Consider the following 21,308-nt stretch of genomic DNA (forward strand, 5'->3'; position numbering starts at 1 on the left):
TGCGGAGGACGGGCACGGCAATGAGGGGCAGCGCAAACCTGAAGCGATTGCCTTGCAACGTCACTTCCGCGAGTTGCACCTAACCATCCCGGCGCTATCTATCGGCCATGCCGCCCTTGCGGTTGACTTGGCAACAACCTTCCGATTTACACCGGACCACAAATTCCGGACAGCGCGGACCGTTTTCCCATGCTCGAAAAGACCTACGACGCCAAAGCCGTCGAGCCGAAGATTGCCAGGATTTGGGAAGAGGCCGACGCGTTTCGGGCCGGTGCCGGCGCCGAGGAGGGGGCTGAAGCCTTCACCATCGTCATCCCGCCGCCGAACGTCACCGGCTCGCTGCATATGGGCCATGCGCTCAACAACACGCTGCAGGACATTCTGGTGCGCTTCGAGCGCATGCGCGGCAAGAACGTCTTGTGGCAGCCGGGCATGGATCATGCCGGCATCGCCACGCAGATGGTGGTCGAGCGCCAGCTGATGGAAAAGCAGATCCATCGCCGCGACCTGACGCGCGATGAGTTCATCGACAAGGTGTGGGAGTGGAAGGCCGAGTCCGGTGGCGCCATCCTCAACCAGCTGAAGCGGCTCGGGGCCTCGGCCGACTGGAGCCGCGAGCGCTTCACCATGGACGAGGGCCTGTCGAAGGCAGTGCTCGAAGTGTTCGTGACGCTCTACAAGGAAGGGCTGATCTACAAGGACAAGCGCCTTGTGAACTGGGACCCGAAGCTGTTGACCGCCATCTCGGATCTCGAGGTCGAGCAGCAGGAGGTCAACGGCAACCTCTGGCACTTCCGCTATCCGATCGAAGGCATGACCTTCGATCCGGAAAATCCGAAGACCTTCATCACCGTTGCGACGACCCGCCCCGAGACGATGCTGGGCGATACGGCTGTCGCAGTCCACCCCGACGACGAGCGTTTCCGGCATCTCGTCGGCAAGAACCTCATCCTGCCGATCGTCGGCCGCAAGATCCCGGTGGTGGCGGACGAGTATTCCGATCCCGAAAAAGGCAGCGGTGCGGTCAAGATCACACCGGCGCATGACTTCAACGATTTCGAGGTCGGCAAGCGCCACCGGCTGCCGGCGGTCAACATCCTCACCGTCAATGCGGCGGTGAGCCTCAAGGACAATGAGGACTTTCTGGCCGGACTGGAAGTGACGCCGGAGCGCCAGGCCGTCTGGGACGGCCTCGATGGCCTGGACCGTTTCGATGCGCGCAAGAAGATCGTCGAGCTGATGGAGGCGGGCGGCTTTCTCGAAAAGGTCGAGCCGCATCGCCATGCGGTGCCGCACGGCGACCGCGGCGGCGTGCCGATCGAGCCGTTTCTGACCGACCAGTGGTATGTCAATGCGGCGGAACTGGCCAAGCCGGCGATCGCCTCGGTGCGCGAGAGCCGTACCAATTTCGTGCCCAAAAACTGGGAAAAGACCTATTTCGACTGGATGGAGAACATCCAGCCCTGGTGCATTTCGCGCCAGCTCTGGTGGGGCCACCAGATCCCTGCCTGGTACGGGCCGGACGGGCATGTCTTTGTCGAAAAGACCGAGGAAGAAGCGCTCGGTGCCGCCGTCGAATATTATCTGGCGCTGGAAGGGCCGTGGAAGGCCTGGGTCGAGGACAAACTCGAGAATTTCCAGCCTGGCGAGATCCTGACCCGCGACGAGGACGTGCTCGACACATGGTTCTCGTCGGCGCTGTGGCCGTTCTCGACGCTCGGCTGGCCGGACCAGACGCCGGAGCTGAAGACCTATTACCCGACCGACGTGCTGGTCACCGGTTTCGACATCATCTTCTTCTGGGTCGCCCGCATGATGATGATGGGCCTGCATTTCATGGACCAGGAGCCGTTTCATACCGTTTATGTGCATGCGCTGGTTCGCGACAAGAATGGACAGAAGATGTCGAAGTCGAAAGGCAACGTCATCGATCCGCTCGACCTCATCGACGAATATGGCGCCGATGCGCTGCGCTTCACCTTGACGGTGATGGCAGCGCAAGGGCGCGACGTTAAGCTCGATCCGGCCCGCATTGCCGGCTATCGCAATTTCGGCACCAAGCTGTGGAACGCGACGCGCTTCGCCGAGATGAACGAAGTGGCGCGCGACGACGATTTCTGGCTGCAGGACGCCAAGCTGGCGGTCAACCGCTGGATCCTGACGGAGCTGACGCGAGCCGCGCGCGACATAACCGACGGCATCACCTCGTACCGCTTCAATGAGGCGGCGGGTGCTGCCTACCGGTTCGTCTGGAACCAGTTCTGCGACTGGTACCTGGAACTGCTGAAGCCGGTGTTCATGGGCACCGACGAGGCCGCCAAGGCCGAGAGCAGGGCATGCGTCGCCTTCGTGCTGGACGAGATCTACAAGCTGCTGCATCCGATGATGCCGTTCATGACCGAGGAACTGTGGGCCGAAACCGCCGGCGAAGGCAGGCAACGGCCGTCGCTGCTTTGTCATGCGGCTTGGCCGTCGCCCGACTTCGAGGACGAGGAGGCCGCCGCCGATATCAACTGGCTGGTCGATCTCGTCTCCGGCATCCGCTCGGTGCGTTCGGAAATGAACGTGCCGCCGGCAGCGATCGCGCCCCTGATGGTGATCGGTGCCAATGAAACGACCCACCAAAGGCTTGAGCGCCAGGCATCGGCCATCAAGCGGCTGGCGCGGGTCGGCGACATCTCGCTGGTCGATGCGGCGCCCAAGGGCTCCGCCCAGATCGTCGTCAACGAGGCGACCATCTGCCTGCCGCTCGGCAGCCTGATCGACGTTACAGCCGAGGCAGCGCGCCTGCAGAAGGAACTTGCCAAGGTGACCGAGGAAATTGCGCGGCTTTACAAGAAGCTGTCCAACGAGAAATTCGTCGCCAACGCACCGGACGAGGTGGTGGAGGCCGAGCGCGAAAAACTCGCCGAATATCGCGAGGCGCAAGAGAAGCTTTCGGTGGCATTGACGCGGGTGCGCGATGCCGGCTGATCGAACAAATTGGGCCGGCTGATAGAGCAAATTGGGCCGGCTGATCGAGCAGATTCGCCGGGTCACGAATCTGCTTTCCAGATGGGCTTCCTGCCACGAAAACAGGCATTCCGCAGCGTAAATCTTGAGGCAAACTGAATGTTTTTGCCCCATTGTTGCCATAATGTAACAATGGGTGGCTGCGCACGCGAAATGCCCAGTTTTGTCGTGATTTAGGCGATTTTCCCGATTTTTCTCATTGATTTGTACCGAGCCAGCCATTTTCCCGCCTTGTCGAGAAGGCCGACACCTTGTCGGAAATGCGTTCGGCCAGGGTGTACATGTACGCACGGCGAATTCGTTGTTGCGCCATTAACCTGAATTGGTTCTAGCTTGATGGAATGACATTCGGGGAGGAGATTCATGTGTTATTCGCGTCTGAAAGCGCTGCTGGGCGCAGCGGCCTTTTCGCTGGCTTTGGTCGGGACGGCGCACTCCGGAGGCTTTGACCGGGGCGGCGTCAACATCGACCAGCTGTTCGACGCGGCGCCATATTCGTTCGATGCAGGCGTCACCTATGTTTCGCCCCAACGCACGCTCAAAAATGTGCAGCGTCTGGACGGCTCGGGGCTGTCGACGTCGGCGGTGGATGTTGGTGGCGACTATGCGGTGCCGCATGTCGGCATCAAGGCCAACATCTTTGAGCCCGTAGACTGTCTTGCCACCTATACCAGACCGTATGGTGCGGACGCAAATTTCGGCATGAACAACGCCTATTCGCCGACAGCGGTCAAATACTCCGTCGACACAGACGATTTCGGTCTCACCTGCTCTTACAAGGTGAACGTCGGCAAGGGCGCCATACGATTCATTGGCGGTGTCTCCTACCAGCAGGTCGACGCGTTTCTGTCCCGCCAGACACTGCTCGCCTTCGGCAATACCGGCCTCGGCGTCTTCAAGCTGTCCGACGAGGCATGGGGTTGGCGTGCGGGCGCAGCCTATGAGATCCCCGAGATCGCTCTGCGCGCCAGCCTGATGTACTCTTCCAGCTATAAATATGACGGGCTGTCGGGAACGGTCGACACGACCGGCTTCAGGGGCGCCTTTCCAGCGGATCTGGTTCCTGGCTCTACCGGCGTGTACCCAGTCTCGGCGTCGGCCGAGATACCTCAGGCTCTGGAATTCAAGCTGCAGAGCGGTATAGCTCCTGGCTGGCTGGCCTTTGGTTCCATCCGCTGGCAGGAGTGGAGCAAGCTTGGCGTCATTGCCATCAATGGCGTGCGCAGTCCGGTAACCGGTGCTCCCTCGCCCGTTTCATTCGACCTGCTTTATCGCGACGGCTGGACGATCACGGGCGGTATCGGTCACAAGTTCACCGACCAATTGTCGGGCGTGGTTTCGCTGACCTGGGATCGCGGCACCTCGACGACCTCCGGCTATCAGTCGGATACCTGGGCCGTGGCCAGCGGCGTCTCCTATTCGCCGAACGACCAGGTCGAGGTCAGGCTCGGCGGCTCGATCGGTGTGCTGACGAGCGGGTCATCGACTTTCAGCGGTGTCGGCGACGTGGCAAATGCCGTCACCTATACCTACGGCAACGACCTGCTTCTCGCCGGTTCGGCTTCCGTCAAGATCAAGTTCTAACTACAAATTTTTAAACGACAAAACGGCCGGGCACTGCCCGGTCGTTTCGTTCGGTGCGTCATCCGTCATTCGGCCAGCGCAACAATTGCCCCCATGATGTTCGCTCCGATAATTGTGACGTTTCGGCAACAGTTTCTGAACAACCCTCGCGCCACCCGGCCGCCTGGGAACATTGCCCATTTCCCGCCATAAACCCGGCGCACCTCGAACTTGTCTCGGGACACGCGCCAAAAGGCTAGGCGAAGAGGCAGGCCGCACCGCCCGCGGCGAGGACGAGTATGGACGCCAGAGCGATCTCCAAGGCCAAGCTGCCAAGCCGTCACGTGACCGTTGGTCCCGAGCGGGCGCCGCATCGCTCCTACCTCTATGCGATGGGGCTGTCGGCGGCCGAGATCGCGCAGCCGCTGGTTGGTGTCGCCAGCTGCTGGAACGAGGCCGCACCTTGCAACATCTCACTGATGCGCCAGGCGCAAGTGGTCAAGAAGGGCGTGGCGGCCGCCAAAGGCACGCCGCGCGAATTCTGCACCATCACCGTCACCGACGGCATCGCCATGGGCCACCAGGGCATGAAGTCGTCGCTGGTGTCACGCGAGGTCATCGCCGATTCAGTCGAGCTTACCATGCGCGGCCATTGCTACGATGCGCTGGTCGGCCTGGCCGGTTGCGACAAGTCGCTGCCCGGCATGATGATGGCTATGGTGCGCCTCAACGTGCCGTCCATCTTCATCTATGGCGGCTCGATCCTGCCCGGCAGCTACCGTGGCCGGCAGATCACCGTGCAGGACGTATTCGAGGCGGTCGGCCAGCATTCGGTCGGCACCATCGGCGACGCCGAACTGCTAGAAATCGAGCAAGCCGCGTGTCCGTCGGCCGGCTCCTGCGGCGCCCAGTTCACCGCCAACACCATGGCCACCGTCGCTGAGGCGATCGGCCTGGCGCTGCCCTATTCCTGCGGCGCGCCGGCACCCTACGAGATGCGCGACCGCTTCAATTTCGCTTCCGGCGAAAAGATCATGGAGTTGATCGCAAGGAACATCCGCCCTCGCGACATCGTTACTATGAAAGCGTTGGAAAATGCCGCGACCGTGGTCTCGGCCACCGGCGGCTCGACCAACGCGGCGCTGCATCTGCCGGCGATCGCGCACGAAGCCGGGATAAAGTTCGACCTTTTCGACGTGGCCAGGATATTCGAAAAGACACCCTACATCGCCGACCTCAAGCCGGGCGGCAAATACGTCGCCAAGGACATGTTCGAGGCCGGCGGCATTCCGCTCTTGATGAAGACGCTGCTCGACCATGGCTATCTTCATGGCGATTGCCTGACGGTGACCGGCCGCACTTTGGCCGAAAATATGGAACATGTTTCCTGGAATGACAGCCAGGATGTGGTCCGTCCCGCCAACAAGCCGATTACCCAGACCGGCGGGGTCGTGGGCTTGAAGGGTAACCTTGCCCCCGAAGGCGCGATCGTGAAGGTCGCAGGCATGGCGGAACTCAAATTCTCGGGTCCGGCGCGCTGCTTCGATTCGGAAGAGGAATGTTTCGAGGCGGTTACGCGCCGTAACTATAGCGAAGGCGAGGTTCTCGTCATCCGTTACGAGGGTCCGCGCGGCGGCCCGGGCATGCGCGAAATGCTGTCGACGACGGCGGCTCTCTACGGCCAGGGCATGGGCGGCAAGGTGGCGCTCATCACCGACGGGCGTTTTTCTGGCGCGACGCGCGGTTTCTGCATCGGCCATGTCGGGCCGGAAGCGGCCGTCGGTGGCCCGATCGGGCTTCTGAAAGACGGCGACTTGATCTCGATCGATGCGGTGAACGGCACGATCGAGGTTGCATTGTCCAAAGCCGAACTGGCGGCGAGGGCAAAAGCATGGAAGGCGCGCACGACCGACTATCAGTCGGGCGCGATCTGGAAATACGCACAGACGGTCGGATCTGCCCGCGACGGCGCGGTCACCCATCCGGGCGGTGCCAAAGAAACACACTGCTATGCGGACATCTGAGTTGTTGAGGTCGTCTGTCCTTTCGGCACTGGTTGCGCTCGCCACGTTTGGCGCGACCTTAGGCGCCGTCGGCCAGGCCATGGCCTTCGACGACAAGGTGTTCGACGACAAGACCGGCGTGAAGCCGCAGTCGAGCCCGTGGGCGGTGTTCCAGTTCGGCTTTTCCGCTTACAAGAACGGCCATAAGGAGCAGGCCGCGGAAGCCTACAAATATGCCGCCGAGAACGGCCAGATCGGCGCCACCTGGAAGCTTGCGCGCATGTATGCCGAAGGCGATGGCGTGGCGCGAGACGACTACGCGGCGTTCAAGTTCTTCAGCGAGATCGTCGACCAGGACGTCGAGCCCGGTTCGCCCGAGGAAAGCTATGTTTCGGACGCGCTGGTGGCGCTTGGCGACTATCTGAGGAAAGGCATTCCCGGCAGCCCCGTCGAGGAGAACGAGGTGGCGGCCCAGGAATATTACATGCGTGCCGCCGCCAACTACCGCAATCCGAACGCCCAGTTCGAGATGGGCCAGATGTTCCTCAAGGGCGAGGGCGGCGTCAAGGCCAGCGTCAAGCAGGCCGGACGCTGGTTCCAGCTGGCGGCCGAAAAGGGCCATGCGGGCGCGCAGGCGACGCTCGGCAACCTGCTTTTCCAAAGCGGCAAGATCGTCCGCGGGCTGGCGATGATGACCGCGGCACTCGAACGAGCCTCACCCGCCGACCAGCCATGGATCCGCGGCATGCAGGAAGAAGCGTTTGCCGCCGCCGGCGAAGCCGACCGTCGCACCGCGATTTCGCTGGCCGACGACATCCTGACCAAGGGTGGCGGCGACCAGTAGGCCGGCGGGATTTGTCGATTTAAATCAGTTCTCGGTCGGTTTCGCCGGCACGCCGCCTGGCGCCGGTGTTGATATCGGCGTGCCTTGCAGATGCGGGGCCAGTGTGTTCTCCGGGCAGCCGTCCCGCTGCTTTGTCCAGGACGTGTTGTTGAGCACCATCTCGCAGCGGGCGAGGTGGCTTTGTCCGGCAAGTGTCAGGCAGGCCATTTGACCGATCTGGAACGATTTGCCATTGGCAAGGCATAGCGGAGCGGCAACGGCCGGCATCGCGCCAAAAGCGAGCGCCGCGGCACACGTGCAAAGTGCAAGTCGGATAGTCATGGGAACCCCAGCCACCATGATGATTTCTCATCAAGCGCGCGATTTGTGGCGATAAGAGGTCAACTTCTCAATGTGCCGCCGGACAGCAGCTCCGATCAGGCCGGCCGCAGCGCCAGATCGATTGCCACCGGCACATGGTCGGAGGGTTTTTCCCAGGCGCGCACCTGTTTTTCGATCGAAGCCGAGGAAAACCAATTGGCGGCTTCGGGCGACAGAAGCAGGTGGTCGATGCGGATGCCGTTGTTCTTCTGCCAGGCGCCGGCCTGATAGTCCCAGAACGTAAAGACGTCGGGGGCGTCGGTGACGGCACGCACGGCTTCGGTGAAGCCGAGATTCTTCAGCCGCCGGAACGCCTGCCGCGTTGCGGGCTGGAACAGCGCGTCGCTTAGCCAGTTTTCCGGATATTTCGCATCGGCCGGCTCAGGAATGACATTGTAGTCGCCGGCCAGGACCAGCGGCTCTTCCAGTGCAAGCCGCTCCTCGGCCCAGCGCTCCAGCCGCGTCATCCAGGAAAGCTTGTAGGAGAACTTCTTCTCGTCGTCGATTGGGTTGCCGTTCGGCAGATAGATAGAGGCAACCCGCAAGGCGCCCTTGTCGGTCGAGAACACGCCTTCGATGAAACGCGCCTGCTCGTCGGCATCGTCGCCCGGCAAGCCGCGATTGACCTCGTCGAAACGCAGCTTCGACAGGATGGCGACGCCGTTGAAGCCTTTTTGGCCGTAGGTCTCGACATTGTAGCCGAGTGCCTCGATCTCGGCGCGAGGAAATTGCTCGTCGACCGTCTTGATCTCCTGCAGGCAGGCGATGTCGGGCGCGCTTTCCGTCAGCCAATGGGTCAAATTGCCGATGCGGGCGCGGACGCCGTTGATGTTCCAGGTGACGATTTTCATGACGTCCTCGATAGGCTGGTGGTCCGGAGACTAGCGATCCGGCGGGTGACGTTCGACAAGGCCGATCGTATTGCCTGCCGGGTCCTTTAGGAAGGCCATCCACTCGCTTTCCCCCGCCTGGCCGAACAGGCCTTCGGTGTCGCGATGGACGAGCGCCGGCGGCGCGGTGAAGGGAACACCGGCGGCCCTTGCCGAAGCGTGGAACTCTTCGAGGTCCGATATGCCGAGATAGACGGTGCCGGCCGGCAGGCCGTCGGTGAAAAGCAGGCGCACGTCACCTGCCATGATGAAGGCGATGCCTGGAGGATCGAAACGCGCATGCAGACTCATGCCGAGCACCTCGCGCCAGAAGGCCAGCGTTGCGTCGAGGTCGCGTCCGGCGGAAAGCGCGATCTGACGGACCGCGCCGATGTCGGGCATTTCTAGATCGAGAAGCTGGTGCCGCAGCCGCAGGAGGCGACCGCATTGGGGTTCCTGATCTGGAACGACTGGCCCATCAGATCGTCGACAAAATCGATCACCGAGCCGCCCATATAGACCAGCGACAGGTCGTCGATCAGCACGGTTGCGCCGTCCTTCTCGATGGCGACGTCGTCATCATTGCGCCTATCGACCAGATCGAACTTGTAGGAGAAGCCGGAACAGCCGCCGCCCTCGACCGAGACGCGCAGGGCCGTCTTGCCGGCTTCGCTCGCCACGATCTTGGCGATCCGCTTGGCGGCGGCGTCGGTCATCTCGACTTTCATGGCGGTCTTGGCATCAGCGCCCATGGGCGTCACCTTGCTTTCGGTTTCGTATGATAGGTATGAAGCGCGACGGGGCAAGTCAACTGCGGCATACGCTATGACCAACGAGTTGGGCGACATCGGATTCGGCTATCGGCCGCGCGCGGCCTATGCCAGCGACCCGGCGAAGTCGCGCGGCCGGCTGTTCGACGAGGTGGAAAGCCCGACGCGCACGCCGTTCCAGCGCGACCGCGACCGCATCATCCATTCGACGGCGTTCCGCCGGCTGAAGCACAAGACGCAAGTGTTCGTCGCACACGAAGGCGACCATTACCGCACAAGGCTGACGCATTCGATCGAGGTGGCGCAAATTGCACGCGCTCTGGCGCGGGCACTGCGCGGCGACGAGGACCTGGCCGAGGCGGTGGCCCTGGTGCACGACTTCGGCCACACACCCTTCGGCCATACCGGCGAGGACGCGCTGAACGAGAAGATGGCCGCCTGGGGCGGCTTCGACCACAATGCGCAATCGCTGCGCGTGGTGACGCGGCTGGAGCGGCGCTATGCCGAGTTCGATGGGCTGAACCTCACCTGGGAAACGCTGGAGGGGCTGGTCAAGCACAATGGCCCACTGACCGATGCCAAGGGCAAAGGGCTGAAGGGGCCGGTGCCGCAGGCGATCCGCGACTATTCCGAACTGCACGACCTCGAGCTCGACCGCTTCGCCGGTATCGAGGCGCAGTGCGCGGCGATTGCCGACGACATCGCCTACAACACCCATGACATCGACGACGGGCTGAGGGCAGGGCTGCTGACGCTGGACATGCTGCAGGACCTCTCGCTGCCGGGGTCGATCCTCAAGGGGGTGCGTGAGCGCTATCCGGCGCTCGATGACGTACGCACCGGCCACGAGCTGATGCGCCGGCAGATCACTATCATGGTCGAGGACGTGATCGTCTCGACGACGGCTAATCTGGCGCGCATCAAGCCCGACAGCGCCGAGGCGGTAAGGGCGGCCGGCGAGACGATGGTGAGCTTCTCCGCCGAGACGGCCGTATCGGAAAAGGAGCTGAAGGCCTTTCTCTACAAGCATCTCTATCGGCACGCGGAGGTCATGCGGGTGCGCGCCGACGCCGACCAGATCGTCAGGGACCTGTTCGACGTCTATTTCGCCGATCCGCGCGCCATGCCGGATGGCTGGCGCGAAGGGCTCGATCGGGCGGAGGATCGCGTCAAGGCGCGCAGTGTTGCCGATTTCCTGGCTGGCATGACGGACACTTATGCACTCAAGGAACACAGGCGTTTGTTTGACCATACGCCGGATTTGAGCTAGGGCGGGCGCGATTTTGCCGGCCAACGAGCCGGATCCCTGCAAAACCGTCAGAGCCATAGCAATGAACATCTTCGCCGATTTCAACGCGCGAATCATAAAGGCCGTCGAAGCGCTTGATTTGAAAGACAAGGATGGCGTGCCGCCGGATCTGTCGCGCATCGCCATCGAGCCGCCGCGCGATGCCAGCCATGGCGATCTCGCCACCAACGCTGCCATGGTGTTGGCCAAGCCGACCGGCCAGAACCCGCGCGCGCTGGCCGAAAGGCTGGCCGAGGCGCTGCGCGCCGACGAGGATATCGCGGCCGCCGAGATCGCCGGCCCGGGCTTCGTCAATCTCAAGCTCAAGGACGACTTCTGGCAGGCACATCTGACGGCGCTGCTCGGCGAGGGCCGCAATTACGGCCGCTCGACAGTCGGGGGCGGCAAGAAAACCAATGTCGAGTATGTCTCCGCCAACCCGACCGGGCCGATGCATGTCGGCCATTGCCGGGGTGCCGTGGTCGGCGACGCGCTCGCCAACCTGATGGCCTTCGCCGGTTACGACGTGACCAAGGAATATGTCATCAACGATGCCGGTTCGCAGATCGACGTGCTCGGACGCTCGGTCATCCTGCGCTACCGCGAGGCGCTTGGCGATGAGATCGGCGAGATTCCGGCCGGGCTTTATCCAGGCGACTATCTGATCCCCGTTGGTCAGGCGTTGGCCAGCGAATTCGGCCGCTCCCTACTGCAGATGCCGGACGAGGAGGCACTTGCCATCGTCAAGGACAGGACGATCGACGCGATGATGGCGATGATCCGCGAGGATCTGGCGCTGCTCAACGTGCATCACGACGTCTTCTTTTCCGAGCGGACGCTGCATGCCAACAATGCGAAGAAGATCCGCTCGGCGATCAGCGACCTGACGCTGAAGGGCCACATCTACAAGGGCAAGCTGCCGCCGCCCAAGGGCGAGAAGCCGGACGACTGGGAGGACCGCGAGCAGACGCTGTTCCGCTCGACCGCGGTCGGCGACGACATGGACCGGGCGCTGGTCAAGTCGGACGGTACCTTCACCTATTTCGCTGCCGATGTCGCTTACCTCAAGGACAAGGTCGATCGCGGCTTCGTTGACCTGATCTATGTGCTTGGCGCCGATCATGGCGGCTATGTGAAACGGCTGGAAGCGCTTGCCCGGGCGATTGCCGGCGACGAGGTCAAGCTTACCGTGCTGCTTTGCCAGCTGGTGAGGCTGTTTCGCGCCGGTGAGCCGGTGCGCATGTCGAAGCGGTCGGGCGAGTTCGTGACCTTGCGTGAAGTGGTCGAGGAGGTCGGCCGCGACCCGATCCGCTTCATGATGCTCTACCGCAAGAACGACGCGCCGCTCGATTTCGACTTCGCCAAGGTGACCGAGCAGTCGAAGGACAATCCCGTGTTCTACGTGCAGTATGCCTCGGCGCGCTGCCATTCGGTGTTCCGGCAGGCAAGCGAGCAATTGGGCGAGGCCATGTTCGACCGCAACCAGCTGGCCGCCGAAGTGGCTTTGCTGACCGACGAGGGTGAGATCGGCCTGATCAGGAAGCTTGCCGAATATCCGCGGCTGATCGAAGCCGCGGCGCTCGCGCTTGAGCCCCACCGGCTGGCATTTTACCTCTACGAACTTGCTTCCAGCTTCCACGGACACTGGAACCGGGGCACCGATAATCCCGACTTACGTTTTGTTAAGGTTAACGACCGACAATTGACGCATGCCAGACTAGGGCTGGTGCAGGCTGTTTCGGACGTTTTGACGTCCGGCCTGACGCTGATCGGAGCCAATGCGCCCACCGAAATGCGTTAGGTTTGAGTAAAAAACCTGTCACCTTTTGCCCACATTGCGCTGGTAAGGGCCAACCCTACGCGACGTCCATGGCGTCCGAATGAGTGCGAGTTCGGGAACAATAATGGCAGACAGAACCCAGCTGAGAGCAGCCGACCACAACGACATCGCCAACGATGATCCGTTCGCGGAACTGACCAGGATCATGGGGTTCGACCCGCGCCAGCCGGTCAAACCGCAAACGCCGGCCCAGCCGAAAGCCGCTGCCGCCGAACCGTCGGTGGATGAGGCCGATTTCGACATCGATCTCGAGAAGGAGTTGATGGGCGAATTCGGCGCCGACGCCAATGACAATGCTTCCCCTGCCGAGCTTCGCGAGCCGACACCCGAACCGGCCGCCGCCGACGAAATGGAGGACGCGCTTGCTGCCTCGTTCGAACAGGATTTCGCGTTCGACGACAGTGCGGTGGATGATGTTGCTCCCGTTGCGGCCGCTCCTGTTGCCGCCGACGAAATTGCCTTCGCCCCCGAAAGGGCGTTCGCTCCCGCTGTCGAGCCCGAGTTCGACGAGGAGTTCGATAACGCCGTCGCCGGCTCGCTCGAAGACGTGTCGCCGTTCGAGGACGACCTTTCGAGTGACGACGAACTTGCCGCCTCGCTCGATCAGGATTTTCGGCACGACGACGATGTGACGGGCAAGATCGGGGCGACGGGCGAGGACGGACCTAGGGCCGCAGCCGATGCATACGCGCCGGTCGACGAGCCCGCCTTCGACGACGAGCCTGCCTTCGACAATGAGTTCGACAACGCCGTGGCCAACTCGCTCGAAGACGAGCTGATGCTCGAAGAGCATGAGCCGATGGAGCAGGCCGTCGCCGTTGAAACCGCGGCGCAAGCCGCCGAGCCTGCGTTCGATGACGAGTTCGACGATGCCGTTGCAAGCTCGCTCGAAGACGAGCTGATGGTCGACGAGCATGAGCCGGCGGAAACCGTCGCCGCCCCGGCATCGCCGGTTGAGGCGGTTTCGGACGATGAGAATTTTGCCGGCCATTTCGATGATGCCATGGCCGATGTCGACATGGACTTAGACGTTCGCCCGAACGAGCCTGCCGAAATCGAAGAACCAGAGGCCGCCCGGCTTTCCGGCACGGCTGCTGAAGCGGCGTTCGACGACCATTTCGATCTGAGCCTCGACGATGCGCTTGCGGAGGACGTCGAAGAGCCCGTGGCGCAGGTTGCGGCCGAACCAGTGGCGCCGGCCGCTGTCGTCCCGACAGCCCCAGTGGCTGAGGAACGCAGCCTGGAAGACGAGCTGAACGCGCTGCTGGGTGCAATGAGCACACGGCCGGCACAAGCGGCCAACGAACCTCAGACAAGCCAGCAGCCTGCCCAGAAGCCTGTGATGGCTGCTGCTCAGCAGCCCGTGGCGCCCGCAATTCAGGAGCCAGCAGTGGCTGCTGAACAGCCAATGGCGGCGGTCAAAGACGTCGCCAACGAACCGGTGCATCCTGTCGACGAGCTGGATTGGGAACTCGACGAGCACGAGCCCGCTGAGCCGCAGCAGTCCAGTGCCGCCGATGACGCCGATCTTGGCAGTGTCCTCTTGGATGAGCTTGAAGGCGAGGATTTCGGCGCTGAAGCCGCTGCCGGACCTGCGGATGATTTGGACAACGATGCGCTCGATGCCGACTTCGCCAGGAATATCGGCCTGGATCATGACTCGGCCGACAAGAGTGCCGCAGCTGCTTCCGAAGAAGATCCGCTCGATGCGCTGAACTGGCTGACGACACGCGCCACGCCGCCCGAGCCGGCCCGCTCGTGGAGCCGCGTGACGCCGGTCGCCCAGCCTCAGCCCGCTTTTGCAAGCCAGCCGGTGGCTTCGGCGCGTCCGGCACCACCGCCGCAGCCGGCTGCAACGCCGTCCTATCGGGCCGCACCGGTCGAAGAGGCGCCGTCCTATGAAGGCCAGGCATCCCGTGAAGAGAGGCCGTCCTATGAAGATCGGCCCGCCTACACGGAAGCTGCACCAACTTCGCATCAACAACCTTCCGCCTATGACGAGATGCCCGATGTCGAGACGGTCGACGTGCCCGAGCGCGTCGTGGCGCTGGCGGACGATCTCGATATTCCGGAGCTCAATTTCGACGATGACGAGCCGGTGGCGCCCGCCTACGACGATCTTGATGCCGATTTTGCCGGCCTTCTCACCGAAATGAATGCCACGGATATAGCGCCTGCCCCGGTGCGCAGTGCTGGCTATGACGATGAATACGATGCCGGCTTCGCGTCTGGCTATAAGCAAGATCGTGGCGAGACGCGCGGCTATGGCGCCAAGCCTGCGGCGGCCCCCGTCAGCGCGGCGGCCGCTTCCTATGCCGATGCAGCGGACGGTTTCGATCTGGGCCCATTGCCCAGTGGCCAGCCGGTTTCGCAAGCCGACGATTTCACCTTCGATGAGCTCGACTACGATCCCGAACTGGACGACGAGATGTCGGTCCCGGGCCTCGCCGAACGCGAGGCCGAAAGGCGGCCGCGCAGGCGCGGGCTGCTGATAGGAGCGATAGTCGGCGCGGTGGCGATCGCCGGAGGCCTTGGCGCCTTTGCGTTGACCCTCGGCGGCAAGAGCGACGGCGATGCGCCGGTTATCGTCAAGGCCGACAACAGGCCGATCAAGATCAAGCCGGAAAATCCAGGCGGCGCCGTCGTGCCGAACCAGGACAACAAGGTCTATGACGCTGTGGTCAAGGGCGCCAAGCCCGCCGAGCCCGTTCAGCAGAAGCTGGTCACCAACACCGAAGAGCCTGTGGACCTGAAAGCCAACGAACCGGAGAGCCGCGTCGTCGATCTTTCGCCCAATGACCCCGACGCCGCGGACGATCTCGACGCGCCCGGCACAGTGGCGTCCGACACCAACGCCTCTGGTATCAACGCGCCTGATACCAACGCGCCTGACACCGATGCGCTTGGCGCCAATGCCGCTGGCGGTACCGAAACTGCCGCCGCACCGGCGCCCAAGTCCGAGGATCGCATCGCGCAGGTTCTGCAGGAGGCCGAGAAGGGTGCCAACCCCGAGATCGTCGCCGTTGCGCCGCGCAAGGTACGGACCATGGTCGTGAAACCTGACGGCTCGCTGGTGGCGCGCGAGGATCCGGCGCCTGCCGCCCCGCAGATGGCTGCTGCCGAGCCGGCAGATCCGGCGCCGCAGCACGTGGCTCCGTCGGCCCAGGCCGACGCCGCCGCGCAGACTGGCACCGTGCCCCTGATCGAGCAGATGACAAGTGATCCGAAGATTGGCGATCAGAAGATTGGTGACCAGCCGAGTGGCGATCAGGCGAGTGGCGATCAGGCCGAAACCACCAAGCTGCAGCCGGCGCCCAAGCCCGACACCAAGGCCGAAGCCAAGGCCCAGCCCTCAGCCAGCAAGCAGTCCGCCAACACCCCGGCCACGGTCCCAGTGGCGCCGCAGCGTCCGTCCGACCAGCCGGTCGACGTAGTCGGCGAAGTCAAGCCCGATCAGGTTGCTTCCATCGATCCGGCCGCGGCCGGCGCTGGTTCGTGGTCGATACAGATCGCTTCGCAGCCGACAGTCGAAAGCGCCCAGTCGACTTATCAGGATCTGCAGCGCCGCTACGGCAGCGTGCTTTCCGGCCGCACCGCCAACATCGTCAAGGCCGAAATTGCCGGCAAGGGCACCTTCTACCGCGTCCGCGTTCCAGCGCAGTCGCGCAACGAGGCGATCAAACTGTGCACCAGCTACAAGGCTGCCGGCGGCAATTGCTTCGTGTCCCACTAGCGGCACCAAAAACCTCTCGAAAAGCCGGCGCTCGCGCCGGCTTTTTTGCGTGAACGGAAATCCCTGGAGGCAATTGCGGGCGATTCCCTTTGTCGGCGCGAAGCTCTAAACTGTTCCGCATGACCGAATCAAAATCCATGATCCTCGGCTGCGCCGGGAAATCACTGACCCGCGACGAGATCCGTTTCTACCGCAACGAATGCCCGTGGGGTTTCATCCTGTTTGCGCGCAATATCGGCGAGACCGAGCAGATCCGCGATCTGGTCGCCGCCATGCGCGACTGCGTCGGGCGCGCGGATGCGCCGGTATTCATTGACCAGGAGGGCGGCCGGGTGCAGCGCCTGCGGCCGCCGCTGGCGCCGAACTATCCGGCTGCCGGCGCACTCGGCGCCTTGTGGCGCGACGACCATGACGCCGGCACCCGTGCCGCCTGGCTGATGGCGCGGCTGCATGCCTTCGATCTGCTGCGCTACGGCATCACGGCGGATTGCCTGCCGGTGCTCGACGTGCCGATCGAGGGCGCCAGCGACGTCATCGGCGCACGCGCCTATGGCAAGGAGCCGCGCGCCGTCATCGAATTGGGTCGCGCCGCGGCGGAAGGCCTGATGGCGGGCGGCGTGCTGCCGGTGATGAAGCATATTCCCGGCCATGGAAGGGCCTTCGCCGACACGCATTTCGAACTGCCGACCGTCGACGCCTCGATCGGCGACCTGCAGCGGCATGATTTTGCCCCGTTCAGGGAGCTCAACCATTTGCCGATGGCGATGACGGCGCATGTCGTCTATAGCGCGATCGACCCGAAGAACCCGGCCACGACATCCGGCAAGGTCATCGAAAAGATCATCCGCGGCGAAATCGGCTTCGACGGCCTGTTGATGAGCGACGACACCTCGATGAAGGCACTTTCTGGGGATTTCCCGTCAAAGGCGGCCGCTATCCTTGCGGCGGGCTGCGATCTGGTCCTTCACTGCAACGGCGTGTTTGAGGAGATGGCCGGCATTGCATCGCGAACGACCGGACTTGAAGGCAAGTCGTTTGAGCGCGCGGAGCGGGCGCTGACCTATATCAGGAACTGTGACGTAGCGGACGAGACCGAGATTCGGGCCGAATTTGCCAGTTATTTCGACGCGGTGGCCTAGCATCAAAGGAAGCGAAGTGGCGGAAACATTGGACCTGAAGGCCGGCAAGGCCGCACCGATGGACCGTCTGTGGGCCGAGAACGATGATTCCCGGCTGACCGGCGATCCCGCTTTGGTCGTCGACGTGGCCGGTTTCGAGGGTCCGCTCGATCTTCTGCTGCATCTTGCCCGCAACCAGAAGGTCGACCTGTCGCGCATCTCGATCCTGGCGCTGGCCGAGCAATATCTGGCCTTCGTCGAGAAGGTGAGGGCGCTGCGGCTGGAGCTTGCCGCCGACTATCTGGTGATGGCGGCATGGCTGGCCTTCCTCAAGTCGAAGCTCCTGATCCCCAAGCAGCCCGGCGACGAAGGCGAAAGCGGCGAGGAACTGGCGGCAGTGCTGCAGTTCCGGCTGAAGCGGCTGGAGGCGATGCGCGACGCGGCGGCACGGCTGGTCAACCGCAACCGGCTCGGACGCGACGTGTTTGCGCGCGGCATGCCGGAAATGGTCATCGTCGAGAAGCGAAATGCCTATTCGGCCTCGCTCTACGATTTGTTGACCGCCTATGCCCAGCAGCGCCAAAAGCAGGCGATCACCAATGTGACGATCGCCAGGCGCGGCGTGTGGTCACTCAAGGATGCGCGTGACGTGCTGATCAGGCTGATCGGGTCGCTGCGCGACTGGACGGCGCTCGACAGTTTCCTGGTCGAATATCTGGCTGGCCCGGAAGAGCGGCGCACCGCTGTCGCCAGCTCGTTTGCCGCAACGCTGGAACTGGTGCGCGAAGGCAAGATGGAGATGCGGCAGGACCAGGTGTTCGCGCCGCTTTATCTGCGCGGCCGCGCTCAAGCCATCAAGATAGTCGAGGTGACACCATGAGCGAACGCGCCAACGCTTCGGTCATTCCGTTCAAGGTCGAGGACGACGCCGAGCAAGGCGCGGTTGCCGAGAACCCGGCACAAAACCAGGGGCAGAATTTGTCGCAGAATCCCGGCGAGCGGCTGCATATGGCGGAGGCCGTACGGATGGCCGAGGCGATCGTATTCGCCAGCGCCGAGCCGGTCAGCGAAAAACAGCTCACTTCGCGGCTGCCCGACGGCATCAACATTGCCGCGGCGATGGCCGAACTGCAGCAGATCTATGCGCGGCGCGGCGTCAATCTGGTGCGCGTCGGCGATGCCTGGGCCTTCCGCACCGCCGGCGACCTCGCCTTCCTGATGAGCCGCGACACGGTGCAGCAGCGCAAGCTGTCCCGCGCTGCCCTCGAAGTGCTGGCGATCATCGCCTACCACCAGCCGGTGACGCGCGCCGAGATCGAGGACATCCGCGGCGTCGAGACGTCAAAGGGGACGCTCGACACGCTGATGGAGACGGAATGGGTGAGGATGCGCGGCCGGCGCCGCACGCCCGGCCGTCCCGTCACCTACGGCACAACCGACATTTTCCTCGACCATTTCGCGCTGGAGGAGATCCGCGATCTCCCCGGCATGGAGGAATTGAAGGGTGCAGGATTGCTGTCCGGCCGCATGCCGTCGAATTTCTCGGTGCCGCTGCCGCCGGCCGACCCCGATGCGCTCACCGACGACGAGGATCCGCTGACCGACATCGACCTCGAGGACCTCGGCCTTTTGACGCCGCGCGTCACAGAAGATTGAGCCGAGCGCCATCTTTAAGCCACAGCCAGGATGGAACTGCGCCGATTGGTAGCGGGCCGCCGTGCCGAAAGTGCGTGACTTCGGCCATTCATTCATGAACTCTGTCGCAGTTCTGTTTGAATCCGAACCCGAAAGCGCATAGATCAGCGTCTGGGAAACCGTTCGAGAGAGATTTGCTATGGGTTCATTTTCGATTTGGCACTGGATGATCGTTCTGGTGATCGTGCTGCTGGTCTTCGGCCGCGGCAAGATCCCCGAGCTGATGGGCGACATGGCCAAGGGCATCAAGAGCTTCAAGAAGGGCATGGCCGACGACGAGACTGCCGAGGACAAGCGCACCGTCGAACACCGTTCCGACGAGACCGTGTCGGTACCGAAGGAAAAGGCCAGCAAAAGCTGAGCCCAAAACTTTGGTTGGCCAAAACTTGAGTCGGCCTGAAACTTGAGTCGGAACGTATAGCCATGTTCGAAGTCGGCTGGACCGAGATGCTGGTGATCGCGATCGTCATGATCGTGGTCGTCGGGCCCAAGGATTTGCCCAACATGCTGCGCACCTTCGGCCGCACAACGGCGAAGCTGCGCGCCATGGCGTCGGATTTCCAGCGGCAGTTCAACGACGCACTGAAGGAAGCCGAACTCGACGACGTCAAGAAGTCGGTCGATTCGCTGAGAAGCCTCAATCCGGCAGCCGAGATCAGGAAGCAGCTCAATCCATTCGAGCAGGCCGCCGCCGACGTCCGTTCCGGCGTCGATGCCGTGATGAAACCCAAGCCGGCGGTCGAGGCCGCCTCGACAGAGCAGGCAGCCGAGCCGCTGAAGAACGGCGCGACGACGATGCCGGGCGTCAGCCCGCCGGAGCCGACGCCGGCCACGCCGATCTTTCCGGCGATGACGGACGAGTCCGACGTGGCGCCGGCAGTAGAGGCGCAAACGACTGCAGCGGCCGTGCCGCAAAAAGCACCGGCGGCAAAGAAGAAGCCGGCGCCCGCGAACGCCGCGGCCGCAGTGCCGGCCAGGCCGGCCAAAACCGCTGCGCCGAAGGCAAAAGCTGAGCCGAAAGCGCAGTCATCAGCAGCGAAGAAGCCGGCGGCAGCAGCGAAGAAGCCTGCGGCAGCAACGAAGAAGCCGGCCGCCACGAAAACGGCGGGAGCCGCCAAGTGAGCACTTCGGACACGGAAAAGGACGAGATCGAAAAATCGTCGGCTCCGCTGATGGAGCACCTGATCGAGTTGCGCCGGCGGCTGATGTGGTCGATCGGCGGTTTTTTCGTTGCTTTTCTTGTGTGCTTCTTCTTCGCCAAGAAGCTGTTCAACCTGTTGGTGATCCCGTTCAGATGGGCGACCCAATGGGCCGGGCTCGACCCGCACAAGGTCGAGCTGATCTATACGGCGCCGCAGGAGTTCTTCTTTACCCAGGTCAAGCTCGCCATGTTCGGCGGCATGGTCATCGCTTTTCCGCTGATCGCCACGCAGATCTACAAATTCATCGCGCCCGGCCTCTACAAGAACGAGCGCAATGCCTTCCTGCCGTTCCTGATCGCCTCGCCGATCCTGTTTCTGATGGGCGCGTCGCTGGTCTATTTCTTCTTTACGCCGATGGTGATGTGGTTCTTCCTCGCCATGCAGCAGACCGGCACCAACGACCAGGTGCAGATTTCGCTGCTGCCGAAAGTGTCCGAATATCTCAGCCTGATCATGACGCTGATCTTCTCCTTCGGCCTGGTGTTCCAGTTGCCGGTGGTGACAAGCCTGATGACGCGAGTCGGCATGCTGTCGTCGCAAGGGTTGGCCGAGAAGCGCAAATGGGCGATCGTCATCGCCTTCGTCGTGGCGGCGGTGCTGACGCCGCCCGACCCGATGAGCCAGATCGGCCTCGCAATTCCGACGATCCTGCTCTACGAGGTCTCGATCTGGTCGGCTCGCTTGATCGAGCGCAGCAAGGAGCGCGACCGTGTCGCCCGCGAAAAGCAGGACGCCACGGAAGAGGTGGCCGAAAAGCCGGCGGACGCGTCGTCGACGTAGGTGGGGTTACCGGCTGGCATCTTTCTTCCGGCCGCAGCAACTTTGTTCTTGCTTTGTGCCGGCAGCTATGCTACTAATCTGGGTATGGTGCTGATTCGGCGCCGACGACCCGCCCTCTGAGGCGGGTTTTTTTGTTTCAGGTTCCCTTTCGACCAAATGTTGCGAGTGCTGCCGTCTGTGAAGTCGGCGGGACAGATGGCGGCGTGAAGAAACGCCGGCGTTCCCGTCTTG

Annotated in this window: 17 protein-coding genes; 13 read left to right on the forward strand and 4 right to left on the reverse strand. The window is 62.9% G+C overall.

Features of this window, described 5'->3' with window-relative positions; genetic code table 11:
- Nucleotides 1-189 precede the first annotated feature (189 nt).
- From NKH63_RS03635 to NKH63_RS03650, 4 genes are all read left to right on the forward strand, one after another.
- Nucleotides 190-2,973 (forward strand): valine--tRNA ligase, encoded by a 2,784-nt coding sequence (locus NKH63_RS03635; protein ID WP_352482114.1) that lies wholly within the window; start codon nt 190-192, stop codon nt 2,971-2,973.
- Nucleotides 2,974-3,375: 402 nt separating this feature from the next.
- Nucleotides 3,376-4,596, forward strand: coding sequence for an OmpP1/FadL family transporter (locus tag NKH63_RS03640; RefSeq protein ID WP_352482115.1), 1,221 nt, complete (start codon nt 3,376-3,378; stop codon nt 4,594-4,596).
- A 278-nt stretch (nt 4,597-4,874) separates the two neighbouring features.
- Nucleotides 4,875-6,599, forward strand: a complete 1,725-nt coding sequence (gene ilvD / locus NKH63_RS03645; protein WP_023720050.1) for a dihydroxy-acid dehydratase — start codon at nt 4,875-4,877, stop codon at nt 6,597-6,599.
- Entirely contained in the window at nt 6,586-7,422 is an 837-nt protein-coding gene (locus NKH63_RS03650) for a tetratricopeptide repeat protein (protein ID WP_023678939.1), read from the forward strand. The genes ilvD and NKH63_RS03650 overlap by 14 nt, the downstream gene beginning before the upstream one ends.
- A 24-nt stretch (nt 7,423-7,446) precedes the next feature.
- Here the strand turns inward: NKH63_RS03650 and NKH63_RS03655 are convergent, their stop codons facing one another.
- The 4 genes from NKH63_RS03655 to erpA all read right to left on the reverse strand — a co-directional run bounded on the left by NKH63_RS03655 (nt 7,447) and on the right by erpA (nt 9,403).
- Nucleotides 7,447-7,761: a hypothetical protein gene (locus NKH63_RS03655; RefSeq protein ID WP_023720051.1), complete on the reverse strand. Its 315-nt coding sequence runs from the start codon at nt 7,759-7,761 to the stop codon at nt 7,447-7,449.
- 77 nt (nt 7,762-7,838) lie between these two features.
- Entirely contained in the window at nt 7,839-8,633 is a 795-nt protein-coding gene (gene xth, locus NKH63_RS03660; RefSeq protein WP_023720052.1) for an exodeoxyribonuclease III, read from the reverse strand.
- A 30-nt stretch (nt 8,634-8,663) separates the two neighbouring features.
- Nucleotides 8,664-9,053 carry a VOC family protein gene (locus NKH63_RS03665; protein WP_352482117.1) on the reverse strand — a complete coding sequence of 130 codons (390 nt, stop codon included), beginning with the start codon at nt 9,051-9,053 and terminating at the stop codon, nt 8,664-8,666.
- 2 nt (nt 9,054-9,055) lie between these two features.
- Complete coding sequence (gene erpA, locus NKH63_RS03670; protein WP_352467016.1) at nt 9,056-9,403, reverse strand: iron-sulfur cluster insertion protein ErpA; 348 nt, start codon at nt 9,401-9,403, stop codon at nt 9,056-9,058.
- A gap of 73 nt (nt 9,404-9,476) precedes the next feature.
- On the opposite strand from erpA, the gene NKH63_RS03675 reads away from it, so the two are divergent.
- The 9 genes from NKH63_RS03675 (at nt 9,477) to tatC (ending at nt 21,077) form a co-directional block, all read left to right on the forward strand.
- Nucleotides 9,477-10,691, forward strand: a complete 1,215-nt coding sequence (locus NKH63_RS03675) for a deoxyguanosinetriphosphate triphosphohydrolase (protein WP_352482119.1) — start codon at nt 9,477-9,479, stop codon at nt 10,689-10,691.
- Between the two features lie 61 nt (nt 10,692-10,752).
- Nucleotides 10,753-12,510 (forward strand): arginine--tRNA ligase, encoded by a 1,758-nt coding sequence (gene argS, locus NKH63_RS03680; RefSeq protein ID WP_352917640.1) that lies wholly within the window; start codon nt 10,753-10,755, stop codon nt 12,508-12,510.
- Nucleotides 12,511-12,613: 103 nt separating this feature from the next.
- Entirely contained in the window at nt 12,614-16,282 is a 3,669-nt protein-coding gene (locus tag NKH63_RS03685; protein WP_352482123.1) for an SPOR domain-containing protein, read from the forward strand.
- Between the two features lie 119 nt (nt 16,283-16,401).
- Nucleotides 16,402-17,421: a beta-N-acetylhexosaminidase gene (gene nagZ, locus NKH63_RS03690; RefSeq protein WP_352482125.1), complete on the forward strand. Its 1,020-nt coding sequence runs from the start codon at nt 16,402-16,404 to the stop codon at nt 17,419-17,421.
- 58 nt (nt 17,422-17,479) lie between these two features.
- On the forward strand, nt 17,480-18,280 hold the full coding sequence (locus NKH63_RS03695; protein ID WP_352482297.1) for a segregation and condensation protein A: 801 nt from the start codon (nt 17,480-17,482) through the stop codon (nt 18,278-18,280).
- A complete protein-coding gene (gene scpB, locus NKH63_RS03700; RefSeq protein ID WP_352482126.1) occupies nt 18,277-19,056 on the forward strand; it encodes an SMC-Scp complex subunit ScpB in 780 nt (259 codons plus the stop codon). Before NKH63_RS03695 ends, scpB begins: the two co-directional genes overlap by 4 nt.
- A 178-nt stretch (nt 19,057-19,234) precedes the next feature.
- The gene (locus tag NKH63_RS03705) at nt 19,235-19,456 is read left to right on the forward strand and encodes a twin-arginine translocase TatA/TatE family subunit (protein WP_023678929.1); all 222 of its coding nucleotides are present in this window, start codon (nt 19,235-19,237) and stop codon (nt 19,454-19,456) included.
- A gap of 62 nt (nt 19,457-19,518) precedes the next feature.
- Nucleotides 19,519-20,217, forward strand: a complete 699-nt coding sequence (tatB, locus tag NKH63_RS03710) for a Sec-independent protein translocase protein TatB (protein WP_352482128.1) — start codon at nt 19,519-19,521, stop codon at nt 20,215-20,217.
- On the forward strand, nt 20,214-21,077 hold the full coding sequence (gene tatC / locus NKH63_RS03715; protein WP_023720061.1) for a twin-arginine translocase subunit TatC: 864 nt from the start codon (nt 20,214-20,216) through the stop codon (nt 21,075-21,077). Before tatB ends, tatC begins: the two co-directional genes overlap by 4 nt.
- The last annotated feature ends 231 nt before the right edge of the window (nt 21,078-21,308 follow it).

This window comes from Mesorhizobium sp. M0960 (assembly GCF_040319055.1).
Taxonomy (GTDB): domain Bacteria; phylum Pseudomonadota; class Alphaproteobacteria; order Rhizobiales; family Rhizobiaceae; genus Mesorhizobium.